Source organism: Sphingomonas sp. FW306-1B-B10E (genome assembly GCF_058782005.1).
Map to the genome: position 1 here is coordinate 15,702 of NZ_JBYSXG010000013.1, position 20,213 is coordinate 35,914.

Annotated in this window: 11 protein-coding genes; all 11 read left to right on the plus strand. The window is 67.9% G+C overall.

Annotated elements, in window-relative coordinates; all coding sequences use genetic code 11:
- Positions 1–156 precede the first annotated feature (156 nt).
- The 11 genes from AC3WJI_RS07270 (at position 157) to AC3WJI_RS07320 (ending at position 20,138) form a co-directional block, all read left to right on the plus strand.
- Positions 157–3,219, plus strand: a complete 3,063-nt coding sequence (locus AC3WJI_RS07270; RefSeq protein ID WP_492756590.1) for a TonB-dependent receptor plug domain-containing protein — start codon at positions 157–159, stop codon at positions 3,217–3,219.
- A gap of 373 nt (positions 3,220–3,592) precedes the next feature.
- Positions 3,593–3,844, plus strand: a complete 252-nt coding sequence (locus AC3WJI_RS07275) for a hypothetical protein (RefSeq protein ID WP_492756591.1) — start codon at positions 3,593–3,595, stop codon at positions 3,842–3,844.
- A 79-nt stretch (positions 3,845–3,923) separates the two neighbouring features.
- Positions 3,924–6,257: a sensor histidine kinase gene (locus AC3WJI_RS07280; RefSeq protein ID WP_492756592.1), complete on the plus strand. Its 2,334-nt coding sequence runs from the start codon at positions 3,924–3,926 to the stop codon at positions 6,255–6,257.
- Positions 6,258–6,400: 143 nt separating this feature from the next.
- Entirely contained in the window at positions 6,401–6,844 is a 444-nt protein-coding gene (gene tsaE, locus AC3WJI_RS07285) for a tRNA (adenosine(37)-N6)-threonylcarbamoyltransferase complex ATPase subunit type 1 TsaE (protein WP_492756593.1), read from the plus strand.
- Positions 6,841–7,815 (plus strand): aminoglycoside phosphotransferase family protein, encoded by a 975-nt coding sequence (locus tag AC3WJI_RS07290; protein WP_492756633.1) that lies wholly within the window; start codon positions 6,841–6,843, stop codon positions 7,813–7,815. Before tsaE ends, AC3WJI_RS07290 begins: the two co-directional genes overlap by 4 nt.
- Positions 7,812–8,567 carry a nucleotidyltransferase family protein gene (locus AC3WJI_RS07295; RefSeq protein ID WP_492756594.1) on the plus strand — a complete coding sequence of 252 codons (756 nt, stop codon included), beginning with the start codon at positions 7,812–7,814 and terminating at the stop codon, positions 8,565–8,567. Before AC3WJI_RS07290 ends, AC3WJI_RS07295 begins: the two co-directional genes overlap by 4 nt.
- Positions 8,568–8,691: 124 nt before the next feature.
- Positions 8,692–11,622, plus strand: coding sequence for a double-strand break repair protein AddB (addB, locus tag AC3WJI_RS07300; RefSeq protein ID WP_492756595.1), 2,931 nt, complete (start codon positions 8,692–8,694; stop codon positions 11,620–11,622).
- 128 nt (positions 11,623–11,750) lie between these two features.
- Complete coding sequence (gene addA, locus AC3WJI_RS07305; protein ID WP_492756596.1) at positions 11,751–15,173, plus strand: double-strand break repair helicase AddA; 3,423 nt, start codon at positions 11,751–11,753, stop codon at positions 15,171–15,173.
- A 53-nt stretch (positions 15,174–15,226) separates the two neighbouring features.
- Positions 15,227–15,577: a thioredoxin gene (gene trxA / locus AC3WJI_RS07310; RefSeq protein ID WP_492756597.1), complete on the plus strand. Its 351-nt coding sequence runs from the start codon at positions 15,227–15,229 to the stop codon at positions 15,575–15,577.
- A gap of 303 nt (positions 15,578–15,880) precedes the next feature.
- Positions 15,881–18,166, plus strand: coding sequence for a GH92 family glycosyl hydrolase (locus AC3WJI_RS07315; RefSeq protein WP_492756598.1), 2,286 nt, complete (start codon positions 15,881–15,883; stop codon positions 18,164–18,166).
- A gap of 13 nt (positions 18,167–18,179) precedes the next feature.
- A complete protein-coding gene (locus tag AC3WJI_RS07320; protein WP_492756599.1) occupies positions 18,180–20,138 on the plus strand; it encodes a glycoside hydrolase family 2 protein in 1,959 nt (652 codons plus the stop codon).
- Positions 20,139–20,213 lie beyond the last annotated feature (75 nt).

A 20,213-nucleotide genomic window follows, 5' to 3' on the forward strand; every position in this document is an offset into this window, starting at 1 on the left:
AGGCGCGGCCTTTTTCGTTTCACGCGGAAACCCGTATGTTGCGGAATTGCTACACAGTTGCAGAAACGCGCGTCGCGATGTCCGCGGCAGGGATCGGACATGCAGTGGAAACGTAGCTGAAGGACGCGATCGCTCGTGTTTTCGTGAGGAAGTTCCATGGCGTATCCCGTTCTCCGCTCACGCGGATTGCTTACCGTTTCCGCAGCCGCGCTCTCGCTCGCATTGCTCGTCCCCGCTCAGGCCCAGACCGCCGCGCCGGGCCAGGCGGACGACAATGTTCCCGAATCCACCGTCGCCAACGACGCGCAGAGCGACCAGGCCGAGGCTCCCGAAGTCGTCGTGACCGGCTCGCGCATTCGCGTGACGCCGGGCTTCGACACCCCGAACCCGGTGATTTCGGTCGGCGCGGAGACGATCCAGTCGTCGGGTACGACGAATTTGACCGACTTTCTCACCGGTTATCCGGCATTGCAGGGCTCGTCGACCTCGGCCGACAATTCGGGCAGCGGCGCGGGGATCGGCTATACCGGGCTCAACCTCCTCAACCTGCGCAATCTCGGCACCGAACGCACGCTGGTGCTGGTCGACGGGCGCCGTCACGTCGCAGGTGTGCCGGGCAGCGCGGCGATCGACATCAACACGATCCCGAGCGACCTGGTCGACCGCGTCGAAGTGCTGACCGGCGGCGCCTCGGCGATCTATGGTGCCGACGGGGTGACCGGCGTGGTCAACTTCATCCTCAAAAAGGATTTCGACGGGCTGACTGCGCGCGCCCAGGCGGGGATCTCCGAATATGGCGATGCCGGCCAGCGGCTGATTTCGGTCACCGCAGGGAAGAATTTCGCGGGTGGGCGCGGCAATTTCGCGATCGCCTATGAATATGGCGCCGAGGATCGGCTGCAGGATCGCGACCGCAGCAACCTGCGCGGCACCAACCGCACCGGCTTCTTCCTCAACCCGGACGATCCCGAGAACCAGCCGGGCTATACCGGCGGCGCCACCAACGGCATCCCGGACTATGTCCCGCTCAACAATGTCCGCTATTTCGACACCAATCGCGAAGGTGGCATCGACGTCAACAGCGACGGCTTCCCCGATTATTTCGTCGGCAATGGCGGCGTCCTGACTCCGTATGACTCGGGCCGCTTCGTGCCCAATTTCTACCAGCAGGGCGGCAACGGCACGCTGGTTTCGGACTATGCCAACGATCTGCTGCCGCAAGTGCGCCGCCACATCGTCAATGCGATCGCGCATTTCGACGTGTCGGACGGCCTGACCGTGTTCGCCGAAGCCAAATACGCCAACACGCGCAGCTACTCGCTCGGCCAGCCCACCTTTGATTATTATCTGCTGACCCAGCCCGACAATCCCTATCTCCCGGCGGGCGCGCTGGCGGCGAATCTCGCGGCCACCGCGGGCGGCGCCTGCGACGACCCCGATACCGCCGGCCTCGAGAGCTGCGACATCCTCGTCAATCGCGATAATTTCGACCTCGGCCAGCGCGGTGAGGACATCACCCGCGAGACGTGGCGCGGCGTCGTCGGCGTGCGTGGCGAGTTGAGCGGCCACCTCAACTACGAAGCGTCGTACACCTATGGCCGTACGGACGTGACCAGCCGCTATATCGGCGACATCCTCGACGACCGCTTCTACGCGGCGATCGACGTGGTGCAGGGTCCGAACGGCCCGACCTGCCGCGTCAACGTCGACCCGAACTGGACGCCGAACCAGCCCTATATCGGCGAGACCGTGTCGCGGCAGCCGACTCCCCCGACCACCTTCACTCCCGGCCAGTGCGTGCCGCTCAACATCTTCGGCGAAGGCGTGGCCAGCCGGGCCGCGCTCGACTGGATCCGCGTCAACACGACCGATCACGCCCGGATCGAGCAGCATGTCGCCTCGGCGTATCTCAGCGGCGATCTCGGCGGGCTGTTCACGATGCCGGGCGGCGGTGCGGTCGGCTTCTCGGTCGGTGCCGAGTATCGCAAGGAGAAGAGCAGCTTCGTCCCCGATCCGATCGCGGAGCAGGGGCTCACCTTCACCAACGCGCTCAGTGTCGACGCCGGCGACTATGACGTGAAGGAAGTGTTCGGCGAGGTCCGGATCCCGCTGATCCGCAACGGCTTCGTGCACCAGCTCGAAGTCGGCGGCGCGGTGCGCTATTCGGATTATTCGACGATCGGCTCGACCACGTCGTGGAAGGTCGACGGCAGCTTCGCGCCGGTGCGCGACATCACTTTCACCGGGACCTATTCGAAGGCGGTCCGCGCCCCGAATGTCGGCGAGTTGTTCTCCGGGCTGTCGCAGACCTTCGAGTTCATCACCGACCCGTGCAATACCAACGAGCTGGCCAACGGCACGCAGTATCGCGCCGCGAATTGCGCGACGCTGCTGAACGGGCTCGGCGCCGATCCGGCGACCTATACCGACACCCGCTCGTCGAACATCTCCGGGTTCCAGGGCGGCAACCGCAACCTCTCGGAAGAGGAAGCGACCACCTGGACGGTCGGCGCAATCCTGCAGCCGCGCTTCGTGCCCGGCCTCTCGCTGCGTGCCGACTGGTACGACATCCGCATCGAGAACGCGATCAACACGGTCGAGCCCGAGCAGATCGCGCAGCTCTGCGTCGATCAGCCGACGCTGGACAACATCTTCTGCGGCGGGATCGTGCGCCAGAATGGGGGTGCCAATGCCGGCTTCATCACCGGCTTCACGGTTACGCCGCAAAATGTCGCCCAGTTCACCACCGCGGGCCTGGACGTGAACCTCAATTATCGGCTGCGGACTGCAAGCTTGGGCACATTCAACCTCTCGGTGATCGGCAATTATCTCGATCGGCTGGAGTTCATCGGTACCCCGGGCGCCGACGTCACCAACAGCCGCGGCGAGACGTTCGCGCCCAAATATACCGTCACCGCGGATCTGACCTGGCAGAACGGACCGTTGACGCTCAATTACGGGCTGCAATGGTTCGACAAGACGCTGCGCTACACCAATCTCGAAGTCTCGGGGAATGACGACATCGTCGCGCCCGAATATTTCTACCTTAAACAGCGCTGGCAGCACGACATCTATGCCAGCTACGATGTCGACAAGCAGTTCCAGATCTATGCCGGCGTCAACAACGTGTTCGGGCAGCGCCCTGATATCGGGACGAGCAGCTACCCGGTAAACTCGGTCGGCCGCTTCGCATTCGTCGGAGCGCGAATGAAGCTCTAAGCTTGGAGGGTACATCCTCGATGGGAAGGGTCCGGCGAAAGTCGGGCCCTTTTTGTCGGAACGCCGACCTTTCTCGCCACGTTGTTCCGCCCGACAGGGAGACGGCGATGCGAGACGGGCTCTTCGCGAAACTGGCGCGGGATTCACCGGCATCTGCATGTGCGGCGGCGTGGCTGGTGTAGGCCTGGCCAATTACGCGGCATCAGGATCGTTCGAATTCTACAACGCTCGACGCGTGTCGCAGTGGCAGGCCGAACTTCCGTCGCAGCCGGCGACCCTCCAAACGACCGATCTGGCGTTTGCGGCGGATCATCGCTCTGGCGCCGAAGCGCTTGCGCCCGAAGAGCGCTGGCTTCGTTAAACCCTTAAGGTTGTGAGGAATAGCGAAGCAAACCCCGATGCCGGGCATGCACGCGAGCGGATCGCCGAGATCCTGCGTGACGCGATGGGCACCCCCGAGGAAGACGGGCTCGAAGATGAGACGCGGCGCCTGATGCTGCACCTCTCGATCGAGCCGCCTGACAATGCTGCGCGGCGTGTGCCGCCCGATCCGCACGCCGTCTCGATCCGCAAGCCTCTGCTCCGGCGCCTGTTGCGCAAGACCAACGGAGATGTTCTCCGCTAGCCACCAAGTCGCTTTCCGATTTGCCACGCTTTGCCTAAGGGTTGGCGATGATGGCAATGCGAAGCCGTGGAGTGGCGGGTTGATCGAGCTTCCGCAATCGGCGGCATTATTGGCGGGCGCGCTGCTCGCAATGCTTATTTTCGGCGCCGCCTGGATGCTGTTCGTCGGGCTGCGCGCGCGCGCCGAGGGGCGCGAGGCGGCCGATCAGAACGCACGGCTGACCGCGCTGCTGGCCGGCGCCCCGACCCAGGCGATGATCGTCCGCTCCGACGGGCGCGTCGAGGTGCCGCAGCGGCTTGCCGACTGGCTCGGCCTCGATCTGCTGCCGCGCGAGCTTTCGGATCTCGCCGGCATCGAGAGCGGGCTGGTGGCGAGCGATGCCGCGGCGCTGGAGAATTACGTCCTCGCCGCGCAAAAGGCCGGGCAGCCGTTCAGCCTGCCGGTGCGCGCGCAGGGCTCCGATCGCGCGCTGCTAGTGATCGGCGCACGCGCGCCCGACACGATGCGCGGGCAGAGCGTGATCCTGTGGTTCCTCGACGCGACCGACAGCCAGAGCGAGATCGAGCGCCTTCAGCTGGAGACGACGCGCCTGCGTGCCGCCTTCGATGCGCTCACCGCGCTGATCGAGACCGCGCCGATGCCGATGTGGTACCGCGGCCCCGATCTCAAGCTGCTGATGGTCAATTCGGCCTATGTCCGCGCGGTCGAGGGCGGCAATAGCGAGGACGTCGTCGCGCACGGGCTCGAATTGGTCGAGGGCGCCGGGCTCGGCGGGCCGCTCGCCAATGCTGCGATCGCGCGCGACACCGGCGAGGCGCAGACCGCGGCGATGCCGGCGACGATCGGCGGCGCGCGGCGGATGCTGCGACTCCATGACGTGCCGCTGCCGACCGGCGGCGTCGCCGGCTTCGCGGTCGATATCGAGGATTACGAGCAGCTTCGCGGCGGGCTGAAGCGCTTCGGCGAGGCGCAGCGCGCGATGCTCGACCGCCTTTCTGCCGGCGTCGCGCAATTCGCGCCCGATCGCGGCCTGGCCTTTTGCAACCAGCCGTTCCGCCGGATGTTCGCGATGAAGGCCGAGTGGCTCGCCGATCGGCCGGAGTTCGATCGGGTGCTCGATCGCATGCGCGAGGCCAACCGCCTTCCTGAAGTGCGCGACTATCCGGCGTGGAAGGCCGAGCGCCGCGAATGGTTCACTGCGCCCGACGCTGTCGAGGAGACCTGGACGGTCGCAGGCACGCATCTTCGCGTCGTAGCACAGCCCTTGCCCGAGGGCGGGCTGTTGCTGATCTTCGAGGACCGCACCCAGCAATTCGAGCTGCAGCGCGAGCATGGCGAGATGCAGCAGGTGCGCACCGCGACGCTGGAAAGCCTGGCCGAAGCAGTGGGCGTGTTCGGTAAGGGGCGGCTTCAGCTGTGGAACCGCAAGTTCCGCCAGGTCTGGGACTTCGAGGATGCGTTTCTCGACGGGCATCCGCAGATCGGCCAATTGGTCAAGGCGGCGGCGCCGCGGCTGGGCAACCCGGCGCGCGCCGAAGTGCTCGGCGACCTGATCCGGCTCGCGGCGAAGGACCGGCAGACGCGCGGCAGCACGGTCGCATTTGCGGATGGCCGGCATTTCGACGTGACCGCGGCGCCGCTCCCCGACGGCAACGCACTGGTGACGATGCTCGACACGACCGATCACCACCGCGCCGAGCGCGCGCTGCGCGATCGCAACGAAGCGCTCGAGGCGGCCGACCAGGTCAAGACCGCGTTCGTCGCCAATATGAGCTACGAGCTGCGCACGCCGCTGACCTCGATCAAGGGTTTTACCGAGATGCTGCACGGCGGCTTTGCGGGGCGGCTGACCAAGAATGCGGTCGAATATACCGAGGCGATCCTCTCCTCGGTCGACCGGCTGAGCGCGCTGGTCGACGACGTGCTCGACCTGACCCAGAGCGAGGGCGCGCCGCTGGAAAAGGTGCCGGTCGATCTCGAACTGGCGGCCAATGCTGCGGCCGAGGCGATCGCGCCGCTGGCCAAGGCCAAGAAGATCGAACTGGTGGTCGAGGATGCCGGCACGGCGGGGACGGTTACCGGCGATCTGCGGCGGCTGCGCCAGGTCATCGAGCATCTGCTGCGCCACGCGGTGGCCTGCACGCCCGAGGACGGTCGCGTGCTGCTCCATCTCGACGGCAATGACCGGGTGGCGCGCGTGATCGTCTCTGACAATTCGCCGGGGATGAGCCGTGAGGCGGTAGCCAGGGCATTCGACAGCTTCGCGCAGCACGGCATTTCGCGCAGCGGCGAGCGCGCGCTGGGGCTGGGGATGCCGCTGGCGAAGCAATTCGTCGAGGCGCATGGTGGGCGGATCGAGCTGATGTCCGAGCCAGGCGAGGGGACCCTGGTCACCGTGGAACTGCCGCGGTGAGCGGGCACCTGATCCTCCCCCGGAGGGGGCGGGGGGCCGCGAAGCGGTGGAGAGGTAATCTCCGCGAGCGATGGTTCAGCCCCTGGGGCGACTACCCCTCCGTCAGCTTCGCTGCCACCTCCCCCTCCGGGGAAGGATAACACATGCGGCTCGCCTCCCCGGAAGAGTCGCTCGCCCTTGGTGCGAAGCTGGCCGACCGCGTCCGCCCCGGCGACGTCGTCGCGCTTTCCGGCCCGCTGGGTGCCGGCAAGACCAGCATCGCGCGCGGGCTCCTCGCTGCGCTCGGGCTCGAGGAAGAGGCGCCGAGCCCGAGCTTCGCGATCGTCCAGCCTTACGAACCCCCCGAAGTGCGCTTTCCAGTGCTCCACGTCGATCTCTACCGGATCGATGATCCGAACGAGGCCGAGGAACTGGGGCTCGACGATGCCCGCGCTGATTCGCTGCTGATCGTCGAATGGCCCGAGCGCTTCGCCGACAGCTATTGGCACGATGCGCTGTGGCTCGCCCTGGAACCGACGCCGGACGGCGCGCGCGTCTTGACAGCGAGGGTACCGGCGGCATGGAAGGACCGATGGCCCCTGACATGAACCCGCCCGCCGCGGCGCCCGACTTCCTCATTGCCGCCGGATGGGATGGGGCCGAGATACGGCCGCTCGCCGGCGACGCCTCGTTTCGCCGCTATTTCCGCGTGGTGCACCATGATCGCAGCGCGATCCTGATGGACGCGCCGCCGCCGCATGAGGACCCCCGGCCGTTCATTTCGATTGCGCGCTGGCTGGGCGAGCGCGGCTTCGCGGCGCCCCAGATCCTCGCCGAGGATCTGAACAAGGGCCTCGTGCTGCTCCAGGATTTCGGCGATGCACGGCTGCGCGAGACCGTCGACGCCGCACCCGAGAGCGAGTTGCGGCTGTACGAGGAAGCCGTCGACCTGCTGATCCGCCTAGGTCAGCACGAAGCGGCGGACATTCGCCCCTATGATCTCGCCGAATATCAGCGCGAAGTCGGGCTGCTGCCCGAATGGTACACGCCGGCAGTGGGGCTGGAGGTCGACCGGCAGGGCTATGTCGATGCCTGGGATGCGGTGCTCGCGCCTCTGCTCGAGGGTCACACGCCGGTCACGGTGCTGCGCGATTACCATGCCGAGAACATCATGCTGATCGAAGGCAGCGAGAGCTTGGGGCTGTTGGATTTTCAGGACGCCTTGGCCGGCCACCCGGCCTATGACCTCGTGTCGCTGCTGCAGGACGCGCGGCGCGACGTCGCGCCCGAACTCGAGACCGCGATGCTCGATCGTTATCGGCGGATCACCGGCGCGGGGGACGCGTTCGACATTGCCTATCACGTGCTCGGCGCGCAGCGGAACGCCAAGATCGTCGGCATCTTCACGCGGCTGTGGAAGCGCGACGGCAAGCCGCGCTATCCGGGGCTGTGCCCGCGCGTCTGGGGCTATCTCGAGCGCGACCTCAAGCATCCGGCGCTCAAGCCGGTGGCCGACTGGTTCGACGCCAATGTGCCGGCAGAGCTGCGCGGCGATCCGCTGGCGATCGTCGGCGAATGAACGCAGTTTATTCGCTGCGGCCGCAGCCCGATGCGGCCGTGCCCGAAACCGCGATGGTGATGGCGGCGGGGCTCGGCAAGCGGATGCGTCCGCTCACTGCGACGCGGCCCAAGCCCCTCGTCCAGGTTGCGGGCAAGACGCTGATCGATCACACCTTCGATCATCTGCGCACGGCGGGGGTGAAGCGCGCGATCGTCAACGTGCATTATCTCGCCGACCAGATGGAGGCGCATCTGCGCGCGCGGGTGCAGGACATCGACGTGGTGGTCTCCGACGAGCGCAAGCAGCTGATGGAGACCGGCGGCGGGATCGTCCAGGCGCGCGACCTGATCGGCGACAAGCCCTTTCTGTGCGTCAACAGCGACAATCTGTGGATCGACGGACCGGTCGACGCGATCCGCGGGCTCGCGGCGCAGTGGGATGACGAGCGGATGGACGCGCTGCTGCTGCTGGTGCCGCTGGCGCGTGCGAACTGCCACCGCGGGCAGGGCGATTTCCGGCTCGACGCGATGGGTCGGATCACCGAGCGCCGCAAGCCGGGCCGACTGGCGCCGTTCGTGTTCATCGGCGTGTCGATCCTCTCGCCGCGGCTGATCCGTGACTGGCCCGAGGGGCCTTTCTCGACGAACCTGTTCTTCAACCGCGCGCTGGAGGCGGGACGGCTTTGGGGCGTGGTGCATCAGGGGCTGTGGTTCGATGTCGGCACCCCCGCGGCGGTCGGCGCGGCGGAGGCGGTGCTGGCGGAGATGTGATCAACGGCCCCTCCCCTTCAGGGGGAGGGGTGGAGGTGGGGCAGTCTTCCCAAGCGCCGGTCTCTGTGAGACACAGCCCCACCCCCAACCCCTCCCCTGAAGGGGAGGGGCTTCAAGAGTTTCAATGCCCGAACGCCTCCATCTCTACACCATCCCGCCGCACCGCGCGTTCGCCGATGCGCTGGCGATCGGGCTGATCCGGCGGTTCGGGAGCGACCCGCTCAAGCTCGCGCGCGGGCTGGTGCTGCTGCCCAACAACCGCGCCAAGCGCGCGATCCAGGACGCGTTCGTGCGCGCCAGCGAAGGCGGGCTGCTGCTGCCGCGGCTGGTCGCGGTCGGCGATCCCGAGCTCGACGAGGCGGTGTTCGACGCAGTGGGCGATGCTGAGCCGGTGCCGCCCGCGGTCGAGCCGCTCCAGCGCCGGATGATTCTCGCGCGGCTGATCCAAGAGGCGGGCTTGCCGGTCGACGCGGCCGAGGCGGTGCGGCTCGCGGGCGATCTCGCGACCACGCTCGACCAGCTGCTGATCGAGGAAGTGCGTCCGGCCGCTCTCAGGGAGATCGAGCTCAGCCAGGAGCTGTCGGCGCATTGGGAACGCTCGCTCGCCTTGTTCGAAGTGGTGCTGACGCGCTGGCCGAAGGAGCTCGCGCGGCTCGGCCGGATCGACCTGGCCGAGCGCCGGCGGCGGCTGATCGACAAGGTCGCTAGGACCTGGCGAACGACCCCGCCCCCGGGGTTCGTCTGTGCCGCGGGCGTTGCTGCGCCGGCGCCGGTTTTCGCACGATTGCTGCGCAGCATTTCGGAGCTGCCGCAGGGCATGGTGGTGTTGCCGGGGTTGGCGACCGGGATCAGCGACCAGGAATGGGACGCGCTCGGCCCGCACAAGCCCGATCCGGTCACCGGCCGGCGGCGGCGCAATCTTGAAAGCCATCCGCAATTCCACTTGAAGCTGCTGCTCGACCGGATGGGGGTGCATCGCAGCGAGTTCGATCCGTGGCGCGTGGTCAGCGAGCACGATGCGCCGCCCGCGCGGAGCAAGGCGATCGCCTCGGCAATGGCGCCGCCTGAGCTGACCCATGGCTGGACCGCGCTGCCGGCGGCCGAACGACGGCTTGACGGGGTGCGCGTGCTCGAAGTCGCGACGCCTGCCGAGGAGGCGCAGGGGATCGCGCTGGCGCTGCGCGAGGTGCTGGAGACGCCGGGGCGCACTGCGGCTTTGGTCACCCCCGATCGCGCGCTCGCCCGGCGGGTGGCGGCGCACTGTGCGCGCTGGGGGATCGCAGTCGACGACTCGGCCGGCCAGCCGCTGTCGATCCTTCCGCCCGGCACCCTGCTGCTCGCGCTCGCCGATGCGGCGGCGCAGGGCTTCGCGCCGTTGCCGTTGCTGACCTTGCTCAAGCACCCGCTGGTGATGGTCGAGCGCCGCGCCGAATGGCTCGAAGGCGTGCGCCGGCTCGATCGCGCGCTACGTGGGCCGCGCCCGGCGCCGGGACTCGCGGGGATCGACCGCCATCTCGCCGAGCAGGAGGGCAGGGACGGGCATCTCCGCCGCGCGGCCTTGCGCTGGTGGCCCGAAGCGCGCGCCTTGCTCGCCCCGCTCGACGCGGCGTTTGCGGCCGGAGCGCAGCCGGTTCCCGCATTGCTCGCGGCGTTGGGCGAGACCGCGCAAGCGCTGGGCGGCGATGCTTTGTGGGCACGCGCAGAGGGGCGCGAGGCGGCCGATTTGCTCGATGCCGCCGAACGCGAGGCGGCGAACGGCCCGCCGCGCGCCGAGCCCGAGGCGCTGGCGCCGATGCTGCGCACCCTGATGGACGAAGTCGCGGTACGCCCGCCGCAGGGCGGGCATCCGCGATTGTCGATCCTCGGCCTGATCGAGGCGCGGCTGCAGACCGCGGACCTGATGATTCTCGGCGGGTTGAACGAGGGTGTATGGCCGGGCCTGCCCGCGCCCGATCCGTGGCTCGCGCCGCGGATCCGCGCGGAGCTCGGGCTGCCCGGGCTCGAACGGCGGATCGGGCTGTCGGCGCACGATCTCGCAGGCGCGCTCGGTGCGCCGCGGGTCCTGCTCACGCGCGCGCGTAGAGATTCCACTGCGCCGACGATCGCCTCGCGCTTCTGGTTGCGTCTGGAGGCGCTTTCGGGCGGACTGGAGCGTGCGGGAGAAATCGCTGCGTGGCTGCGCGGGATCGACGATCCGGGCGTGCACGCTCCCGCAGAACGTCCGGCTCCCGCACCGCCGGTCGAATTGCGTCCCAAGGCGCTATCGGTCACCGAGGTCGACCGGCTGAAGGCCGATCCCTACGCCTTTTACGCGCGGCGGATGCTGCGGCTGGTGCCGCTCGATCCGGTCGACGCCGATCCGAGCGCGGCGTGGCGCGGCACGGCGGTGCACGCGGTCCTTCAGAAATGGTTCGAGCTGGACGATTGCGCGCCGGAGAAGCTGCGCGCGCGCGCGGACGAAATGCTCGCCGACGAGCGGACGCACCCGATGATGCGCGCGCTCTGGGCACCGCGGCTGATGGAGGCAGTCGACTGGATCGCCGGCCAGATCGCGGCGGACCCAGCGCGGAAGGTGATCGCGGTCGAGAAGCGCGGAGTCACCCCGTTCGCCGGGGTCGAGCTCAGCGGGACTTTCGACCGCATCGATCGGATGGACGACGGCAGCCTGGCGATCGTCGACTACAAGACCGGCAAGCCGCCCAGCCTCGCCGCGGTGCGCGAGGGGTTCAGCCTGCAATTGGGGCTGCTCGGGCTAATCGCCGAGCGCGGCGAGTTCGAGGGGATAAGCGGGCGCGCGAAGCATTTCGAATATTGGTCGCTGTCGAAGAATGCGCGCGGGGCGTTCGGCTATGTCGAGAGCCCGTGCGATCCGAAGCGCCGTGACTATCTGCCGGCGGATGACTTCGTCGATCGCGCAGTCGCACAGTTCGAGGGCGCGGCGCGGGAGTGGCTGACGGGGGATGCGCCGTTCACGGCGAAGCTGCACCCGGATTACGCGCCCTATGCGGAGTACGACCAGCTGATGCGGCGGGACGAATGGTATGGGCGTGACTGAGTTCATCCCACTCACCCTCACCCTTCCGGCGCCTTCGGCGCCTCCCTCCCTCTCCCGATGGGAGAGGGAAGGGGCCCGCCCGGCGCAGCCGGGTGGGAAGGGCGAGGGTGACCCAGTGGTTGGCGCTAATGGCTGAGATCCGCCCCCTTCACCCGCTCAAGGGCAACCAGCGCCGCGCCAGCGATCCTGCGCGCCACATCTGGCTCTCGGCCTCCGCGGGCACCGGCAAGACCCAGGTCCTCGCCGCGCGGGTCTGGCGGCTGCTGCTCGCCGGCACCGATCCCGGCGCGATCCTCTGCCTTACCTTCACCAAGGCGGGCGCTGCCGAGATGTCCGAGCGGATTACCAGCCGGCTGGCGCGCTGGGTGCGCGCAAGCGACGCCGAGTTGGTCGCCGATCTCGAGGCGCTCGGCGAGAGCATCGGGCCCGAAGGCCGGGCGACGGCGCGCACCCTGTTCGCCAAGGTGCTCGACGCGCCGGGCGGCGGGATCCGCATCCAGACGATCCACAGCTTCTGCCAGTCCTTGCTCGCGGCCTTCCCGGTCGAGGCGGGGCTGGTCCCCGGCTTCCGCCCGCTCGACCAACGCGAGGAAGCGGTGCTCGCGCGCGAGGCCCTGGCCGAGATGCTCGTCGATGCCGGCCGGGAGGGGCGCGTCGGGCTGATCGACGCGGTCGGCGCGCTCAGCCTCCGGCTCGGCGAGGGCAAGGCCGAAGCGTTCCTCAAGCTCTGCGCCGCGAACGCCGAGGCGATGGCGGCGCTGCCGAGCGGAATCCAGCCGTTCCTGCGTCGCGCGATGGGCCTGCCCAGCGGTGACATCGCCGCCGAGATCGAGAGCTGTTGCGGCGACGACTCCTTCGACTGCGTCGGGCTGCGCGAGATCGCGGCGATGAACGCTGCCTGGGGGACCAAATCGGGACTCGCCCGCGCCGAGGAAATCGCGATGTGGCTGACCCTGCCGCCCGCCAGGCGCGCGCTGCGGTTGCGCGATCTACATTCGGTGTGGTCGACCGCCAAGGGCGAGCCCCGCTCGTTCGGCAAGGGCCAGGCGCCGCAGGATGCCGGCTATGCCGATCTCGCGATGCGGCTGCACGGGCGCTGCGGCGAATTGATTGCGATGAAGGTCCAGGCCGATTTCGCCGACCTGCTCGCGAACGGGCTCGAGGCAGGGCGCCTCTATGCCGAGACCTATGGCCGGGCGAAGCGGCGCGTGGGCGCGGTCGACTTCAACGATCTGATCCGCAAGACCGTCGCGTTGCTCGCCGAGCCGGGAATGGGCGAGTGGGTGCGCTACAAGCTCGACCAGGTCACCGAGCATGTCCTGATCGACGAGGCGCAGGACACCAACCCGCAACAATGGGCGATCGTCAGCGCGATCGCCGGCGAGTTCTTCGCGGGCGAAGGCGCGCGCGGCGGTGCGGTGCGCACGCTGTTCACCGTCGGCGACTATAAGCAGGCGATCTTCGGCTTCCAGGGCACCGACCCGATTTATTTCCGCGCGGCGTTCGAGCGCTTTTTCCGGGCGTCGCGCGTGCGCGCGGAATATGATGTCGAGGCGCGCGAGCTCGAATCCTTGTCGCTCACCCACAGCTTCCGCTCGACTCGCCCGGTGCTCGAATTCGTCGACGCGGCGCTGGGCGGGCTGCCCGAGCCGGGCATGGGCGACCTCAGCGACGCCGAGCCGCACGCCAGCGAAGTGCCGGGGCCGGGGACGGTAACGCTGTGGCCGCCTGTCAACGCAGGCGGCAGCGAGGCCGACGAGGAGGCCTGGGTAGACGATGCGGTGCGCGAGCAGGCCAAGCGCATCGCTGTCGCAATCCGCGACTGGCTCGCCGGCGGGCTGATGCTCGAGAGCAAGGGCAGGGTGCTCCAGCCCGAGGACGTGATGATCCTGGTCAAGCGGCGCGGCGAGCTCGCCTCGCTGATCGTCGCGCGGCTCTATGCCGAAGGCGTGCCGGTCGCCGGGATCGACCGGCTGCGGCTCAACGCGCCGCTGGCCGTGCAGGATCTGCTCGCCGCGGTGCGCTTCGTGCTCCAGCCCGAGGACGATCTGTCGCTGGCGTCGCTGCTGGTCTCGCCGCTGATCGGCTGGAGCCAGGAGGCGCTGATGGCCGCGGCGCTGCGGCCCAAGGGCGCGTCGCTATGGTCGCATCTGCGCGATATCGCCAGCGATCGGATCGCGCCGCTCGAAGCCCTGCTCAACCGCGCCGATTTCACCACGCCGTATCGCTTCCTCGAGGAGATTCTCTCCGGGCCGCTCGACGGGCGTCGGAAACTGCTGCTGCGGCTCGGCGAAGAAGCGCGCGACCCGATCGAGGAATTGCTCAACGCCGCGCTCAACTTCGAGAATGTCGCGACGCCGTCGCTCCAGCGCTTTCTCGACTGGTTCGATCGCGGCGATGTCGAGATCGTCCGCGATGCGGCACAGCCGGCGGGGGCGGTGCGCGTGATGACCGCGCACGGCGCCAAGGGACTACAGGCGCCCTTGGTGATCCTCGCCGATGCGACCGTCGACCCGACGCGTTCCCCGCGCGATTTCCTGCTCTGGGCGCCTGAGGATCACGACGCCGCGCCGTTCCCGATCTTCCGGCCGCGCGCGGCGGAGCGCGGTGGGCCGCTCGACGCGGTGCTCGAACATTCGGACCGGCGCGAGCTGCAGGAGCATTGGCGGCTGTTCTACGTCGCCGCGACGCGCGCGGAGGAGCGGCTGGTGATCGCCGGTGCGCTCGGCCCGCAGGCCAAGGGCGTGCCGCCGGAGGCCAGTTGGTATGCCGCCTGCGCACGGGCGTTCGACGCGCTCGGCGTGCCCGAGGGCGAAATCCGCGAATTCCGTGGAATCCAGCCGCCGCTGCCGGTGGCCGCCGCGCCGGCGAAGCGCGACGCGGTGGCCGAAGCGTCGGCACTCCCTGACTGGATCGCGCAGCCCGCGCCGGTTGAGGCGCGCCCGCCGCGGCCGCTCGCGCCGTCATCGTTGGGCGAGGACCTCGCCGCCGATCCGCCGCCGACCCCGGCGCTGCGCGTCGCTGCCGAGCGCGGACGCTTGCTCCACGCCTTGTTCGAGCGGCTGCCGGTGCTCCCTGCCGATGCCCGCGCCGAGGCTGCCGAGCGCTGGCTCGCCGGGCCGGGCGGGGTGGCGGATACGGACGCGCGCCGCGAAATTGCCCAGGCCGCGCTCGCGGTGATCGCCGACCCACGCCTTGCCGAATGGTTCGCCCCCGACGCGCTCGCCGAAGCCCCGATCGCCGCGGTGGTCGAGGGGCTGGTCGTGTCGGGCACCGTCGACCGTCTGGTGGTGACGCCCGATCGCGTCCGCGTCGTCGACTTCAAGACCGCGCGCCGCGCGCCCGCGACGCTGGCGGCGATTCCTCCCTATCACCTTCGCCAGATGGCTGCTTATGCCGCGGCGCTGGCGGTGATCTTCCCCGGCCGTCAGATCGAGGCGGCGTTGCTCTACACCGCGGGGCCGACGCTGCACTTGCTTCCGCCCGAGCTGCTCGCGGCGCAAAAGGCCGGCTTGCTCGCCACGGAGCAAAGCTTGGCCTCGCGCGCTTGAGCGAAGACCGCTGCGCACATAGATATACGACCAAGACAATCAGGAGACTGTTCATGGCCACCCAGGCTACCACCGACGCCAGCTTCGATGCCGATGTCCTCCAGGCCGACAAGCCTGTGCTCGTGGACTTCTGGGCGGAGTGGTGCGGGCCGTGCCGGATGATCGCGCCGGCGCTCGAGGAGCTCGCCACCGAGCTCGGCGACAAGATCAACATCGTCAAGCTCGACATCGACGAGAATCCGGACGCACCGACCAAATACGGCGTGCGCGGCATCCCCACGATGATCCTGTTCAAGAACGGCCAGGAAGCCGCCAAGCAGATCGGCGCGCTGCCCAAGAACGGCATCAAGCAGTGGATCGAGCGCGAGCTCGACCTCGGCGGAGCTTCGGCCCAGCAAGCCTGACTTTTCATCCCTGCGCATCCCCGGCCGTCCCGAAAGGGGCGGCCGTTTGTGTTTGGGGCGCTTGCCACTCGCAAATCCGTCAAATCGATTTGCGAAACCAATTGACAAAATGTTTTATTTAATCGAGTTTCGCGGGGCGGACAGGCTCAACCCCCCGGAGCAGCCTGCCCGACGATAAAGAATTGGGCGCAAAAGCGCCTGCAGGGAGAAGGGTCGGCGATGAAATCGTGTGTCCGCACGCCAAGTCAGCGTTCGTCGATTGGCCGCGTATCTGGTCCCCTTCTCCTTCTTGCCTCCACGGCGTTGTGGTTCAGCCCGCTTTCGGCGCAGCGCGCGCCGCGCCAGCCGGTCGATGAAGCCAACCCTCTGGTCGGCACCGCGCCGCTCGATCGCCCCGAGCTGATCGGCAACGCGCCACCGGCGGGCGAGCCGCTTTATTCGGGCCTGACCTCGCCCGGCGCGCGGCTGCCGCACAGCGCGGTCGAGGCAGCGCCGGTCAACGTCAATGTCGAGCTGAGCTACCCCTGGGGCGTCGCGACGCCCTATTACTACACCAACCCGACGATGATCGGCTTCACCGGCGGCGGCGGGCCGACCTATGGCGGGCGCGCCACGCCGACCTTGATGCCCGTGGTCGGCGATTGGACGGTGCCGCCGGTCTATACCGAGGCCTATTACGACAAAGCGCGCGAGACCGCGGCGCCAGGCTATTATTCGGTGTTCCTCGATACGTTCAAGACCAAGGTCGAGCTCACCGCCACCCAGGCGACCGCGCTGATGCGCTTCACCTTCCCGGCGACCGAGCGCGCGCACGTCATCCTCAATTTGCAGGGCCGCGGCGGTACCGTCGAGATCGTCGGAGACCGCACAGTGCGCGGCGTGGTCTCCACCCGCAACGACAATGAAGCGCGCGACGGGCGCTATTTCGTCGCCGAGTTCTCCAAGCCGTTCAAAAGCTACGGCACCTTCCGCAAGGCGCCGGGCAGCAATCGCGGCTATGGTATCGGCGACAAGGACGTCCAGCCGGGCACGCGCAGCATCGACGGCAATTTCGCCGGCTCCTATCTCGACTTCACCACCGCGAAGGGCGAGGCGGTGCTCGTCAAGATCGCGCACGGCGCGAGCTACGAAGTCGCCGAGCAGCGGCTGCGCGCCGAGAGCCCGGGCTGGGATTTCGACGGCGTGCGCGGCAAGGCGCGCGCGGCCTGGGCGCAGTTGCTCGATCGGGTGCAGGTCGAGGGCGGCACGCCCAAGCAGCGGATGCTATTCTATTCGACCCTGTTCCAGTCGTTCGCCAGCCCGCGGCTGGTCGCGCGCAAGGGCGAGGACTTCACCGACGGCAAGGGGCGGACGCAGACCGCGGCCTATGACCGCTACGGGCCGGTGCCGTTCTGGGATACCGGACGCAACCAGATCGTCCTGCTCGAGCTGATGGAGCCCGAGGCGGTGCGCGACATCATGCAGTCCGAGCTCGACATGGCGCGCGAGCGCGGCTTCATGAACACCTCGTTCCACGGCGACAATGCCGTGTTCCTCTATCTCGGCGCGATGCGGCGCGGGATTCCGTTCGATTATGCCGCGGCGTATGAATATATGCGCAAGAACGCGCTCGATCCGAAGGGGCCGCGCGGCTTCCTTGCCGAATATGCCAAGCAGGGCTGGATCTCGGACGAGATCCCCGCGGGCAATCCGAGCCCTCCGCACGCCGACGGCAAGGCGGGCGTCGCCAAGACACTCGAATATGCCTGGGACGATCATGCCCTTGCCGAACTCGCCGACCGGCTCGGCAGGCATGACGACGCGCGGCTGTTCCGCAAGCGCGCGGGCAATTGGCGCAACGTGTTCGACCGCTCGATCGGCTTCGTCCGCGGGCGCACCGCCGACGGCAAGTGGATCAGCCCCTTCGATCCCGCCGAACCTTATTACAACTTCATGATGAAGGAGGCCTCGGGCTGGTCGACCTTGTGGCTGGTGCTGCACGACGTGCAGGGGCTGATCGACGCGCTCGGCGGCCGCACGGGCTTCAACGCCAAGCTCGATGAATTCTTCACCAAGCCCTATAACCCGACCGGCATCTGCCGCGACTGCACCGGGGTGATCGGCCAGTTCGTCCAGGGCAACCAGCCTGACCAGCACGCACCCTATCTCTATGCGTGGAGCGGCCAGCCATGGAAGACGCAGGAACTCATTCGCCGCGTGCTCGCCGACCTCTATGGCAGCGACGAGGCCGGTTACGGCTATCCCGGGATGGACGATCAGGGCGCGACGTCGTCCTGGTACGCGATGAGCGCGATGGGCTTCTATCCCGTCGATCCGTCGAGCGACGAATATATCATCGGCAGCCCGATCTTCGATCGCTCGCTACTCCAGATGGGCAACGGCAAGGCGCTCGAGATCATCGCCAAGAACAACTCGGCGAAGAACCTCTACGTCCAGTCGGCGACGCTCAACGGGCGGGCCTGGACCAAGCCATGGTTCCGCCACGCCGATATCGCGAACGGCGCCCGGCTGGTGCTGGTCATGGGACCAAAGCCGAGCGCCTGGGGCAGCGCGCAGGGCGACGCGCCGCCTTCCATGTCGCGGCACTAAGGGGGAAGACATGATGCGTACGATGATCCTGGCTTCGATGCTGGCGTGCCTGCCGGCCACCGCGGTGCTCGCACAGGAGCGCACCGACAAGGTCTATACCGGCGCGATCACCACGCGCTGGGGCAAGGCGGTCACCCCGGAAAATGCCTGGCGCAGCTATCCGCGTCCGCAGCTCCAGCGCGACAAGTGGCAGAACCTCAACGGGCTGTGGGACTATGCCATCGTCAATGCCGGCGCGCCGCAGCCGACCCGGATGGACGGCAAGATCCTCGTGCCGTTCGCGGTGGAATCGCGCCTGTCGGGCGTGTCGCGCAAGGTGCTGCCCAGCGACCGCATCTGGTATCGCCGCAGCTTCACGGTGCCGGCCAACTGGGCAGGGCAGAACGTCAAGCTCAACTTCGGCGCAGTCGATTACGAGGCGGTGGTCTGGGTCAACGGCGCCGTGGTTGGCGCGCATAAGGGCGGATCGGACAGCTTCGGCTTCGACATCACCGCGGCGCTCAAGCCGGGCACCAACGAAGTCATGGTCCAGGTCGCCGATCCGACCAGCGCCGGCAGCCAGCCGCGCGGCAAGCAGATCCTCGACCCCGACGGCATCTGGTACACCGCGTCGAGCGGGATCTGGCAGACCGTCTGGCTGGAGCCCGTCTCGAAGCTCCACATCGCCGACGTCCGCGCCACCCCGAACATCGATACCGGCAAGGTCGAAGTCGATGTTGCGCTGAGCGCCTGGGCCGAGGACACCGATGCGGTGCGGATCAGCGTGCGGTCGGGCGGGCAGGAGATCGCCTCGACGATCACCCGCGCCAATCGCCACGCGAGCCTGGCAATCCCCAACGCGCGTCTCTGGTCGCCCGAGGACCCGTTCCTCTACGACGTCGTCGCCGAGCTGGTGACGGTGAAAGACCCTTATGCCGGCAAGGCCGAGCGCAATCGCACCGCCTATGACGCGCGCTTCACCAAAGGCGAGAGCGACACCTATGCCGCCGCGCAAGTCGCCGGTGCGCCGCGCGATACGGTCAAGGCCTATTTCGCGATGCGCAAGATCTCGGTGGGCCCGGGCAGTGTCACCGGCCAGCCGATGCTTCTGCTCAACAACAAGCCCTATTTCCAGAACGGCACGCTCGACCAGGGCTGGTGGCCCGATGGGCTGCTCACCCCGCCTTCGGAAGAGGCGATGCGCTATGACCTCGAGTTCCTCAAGAAGGCCGGGTTCAACATGGTGCGCAAGCACATCAAAGTGGAGCCGGCGCGTTACTATTACGATGCCGATCACATGGGCATGCTGATCTGGCAGGACATGCCCTCGGGCGGCGGCGAGGACCAGTTCGTCACCGGCGCCAGCCAGAGCCAGGCGGTGCTCTCGTCGGACATGATGAGCGACCAGCAGGCCGAGCTGTCGCAGATGATCGGCGACCTGCGCGCCTTCCCGTCGATCGTCTTGTGGGTCGTCAACAACGAGGGCTGGGGCCAGTACGACTCCGCCACGCTGACCAAGTTCGTCAAGGGCCTCGATCCGAGCCGGCTGGTCAATTCGGACAGCGGCTGGATGGACGTTGCCCCGCGCGATTCCGACGTGTTCGACATCCACACCTATGAGGACGTGCCGCACGTGCCGACCCGGCAGAGCGAACGCGCGATCGTGATCGGCGAATATGGCGGGGTGGGGCGGCCGATCGAGGGGCATCTCTGGCGCGCCGGCAAGCGTAACTGGAGCTACCAGGTCGCCAAGGATTCGGACGATTATCTCGCGCGCTACCGGCGCAAGTTCGAAGAGATCGTCCGCCAGGCCAAGGTCAATGGGCTCAGCGCCTCGGTCTATACCCAGACCACCGACGTCGAGGGCGAGATCAATGGCCTGCTGACCTATGACCGGGCAGTCGCCAAGGCGCCCGCCGAGGAATTCGCCAAGATGGCGAAGCCGCTTTGGGAGCAGGCGGGCGAAGCCGCGCCGTCCGCGCCGAAGCCGTAAGCCGAACCACGATCAACCGTCCGTAGACGATCCGTTCCATCGGGTCGTCGAAGGCGGAAAACAAACTGACCCGAT

Bases quoted from the DNA above. Each gene is read 5' to 3' on its own strand.
- AC3WJI_RS07270 (WP_492756590.1), top strand. From the start codon at position 157: ATGGCGTATCCCGTTCTCCGCTCACGCGGATTGCTTACCGTTTCCGCA.
- tsaE (WP_492756593.1), top strand. From the start codon at position 6,401: ATGCGGCTCGCCTCCCCGGAAGAGTCGCTCGCCCTTGGTGCGAAGCTG.
- AC3WJI_RS07290 (WP_492756633.1), top strand. From the start codon at position 6,841: ATGAACCCGCCCGCCGCGGCGCCCGACTTCCTCATTGCCGCCGGATGG.
- AC3WJI_RS07295 (WP_492756594.1), top strand. From the start codon at position 7,812: ATGAACGCAGTTTATTCGCTGCGGCCGCAGCCCGATGCGGCCGTGCCC.
- addB (WP_492756595.1), top strand. From the start codon at position 8,692: ATGCCCGAACGCCTCCATCTCTACACCATCCCGCCGCACCGCGCGTTC.
- addA (WP_492756596.1), top strand. From the start codon at position 11,751: ATGGCTGAGATCCGCCCCCTTCACCCGCTCAAGGGCAACCAGCGCCGC.
- trxA (WP_492756597.1), top strand. From the start codon at position 15,227: ATGGCCACCCAGGCTACCACCGACGCCAGCTTCGATGCCGATGTCCTC.
- AC3WJI_RS07320 (WP_492756599.1), top strand. From the start codon at position 18,180: ATGCGTACGATGATCCTGGCTTCGATGCTGGCGTGCCTGCCGGCCACC.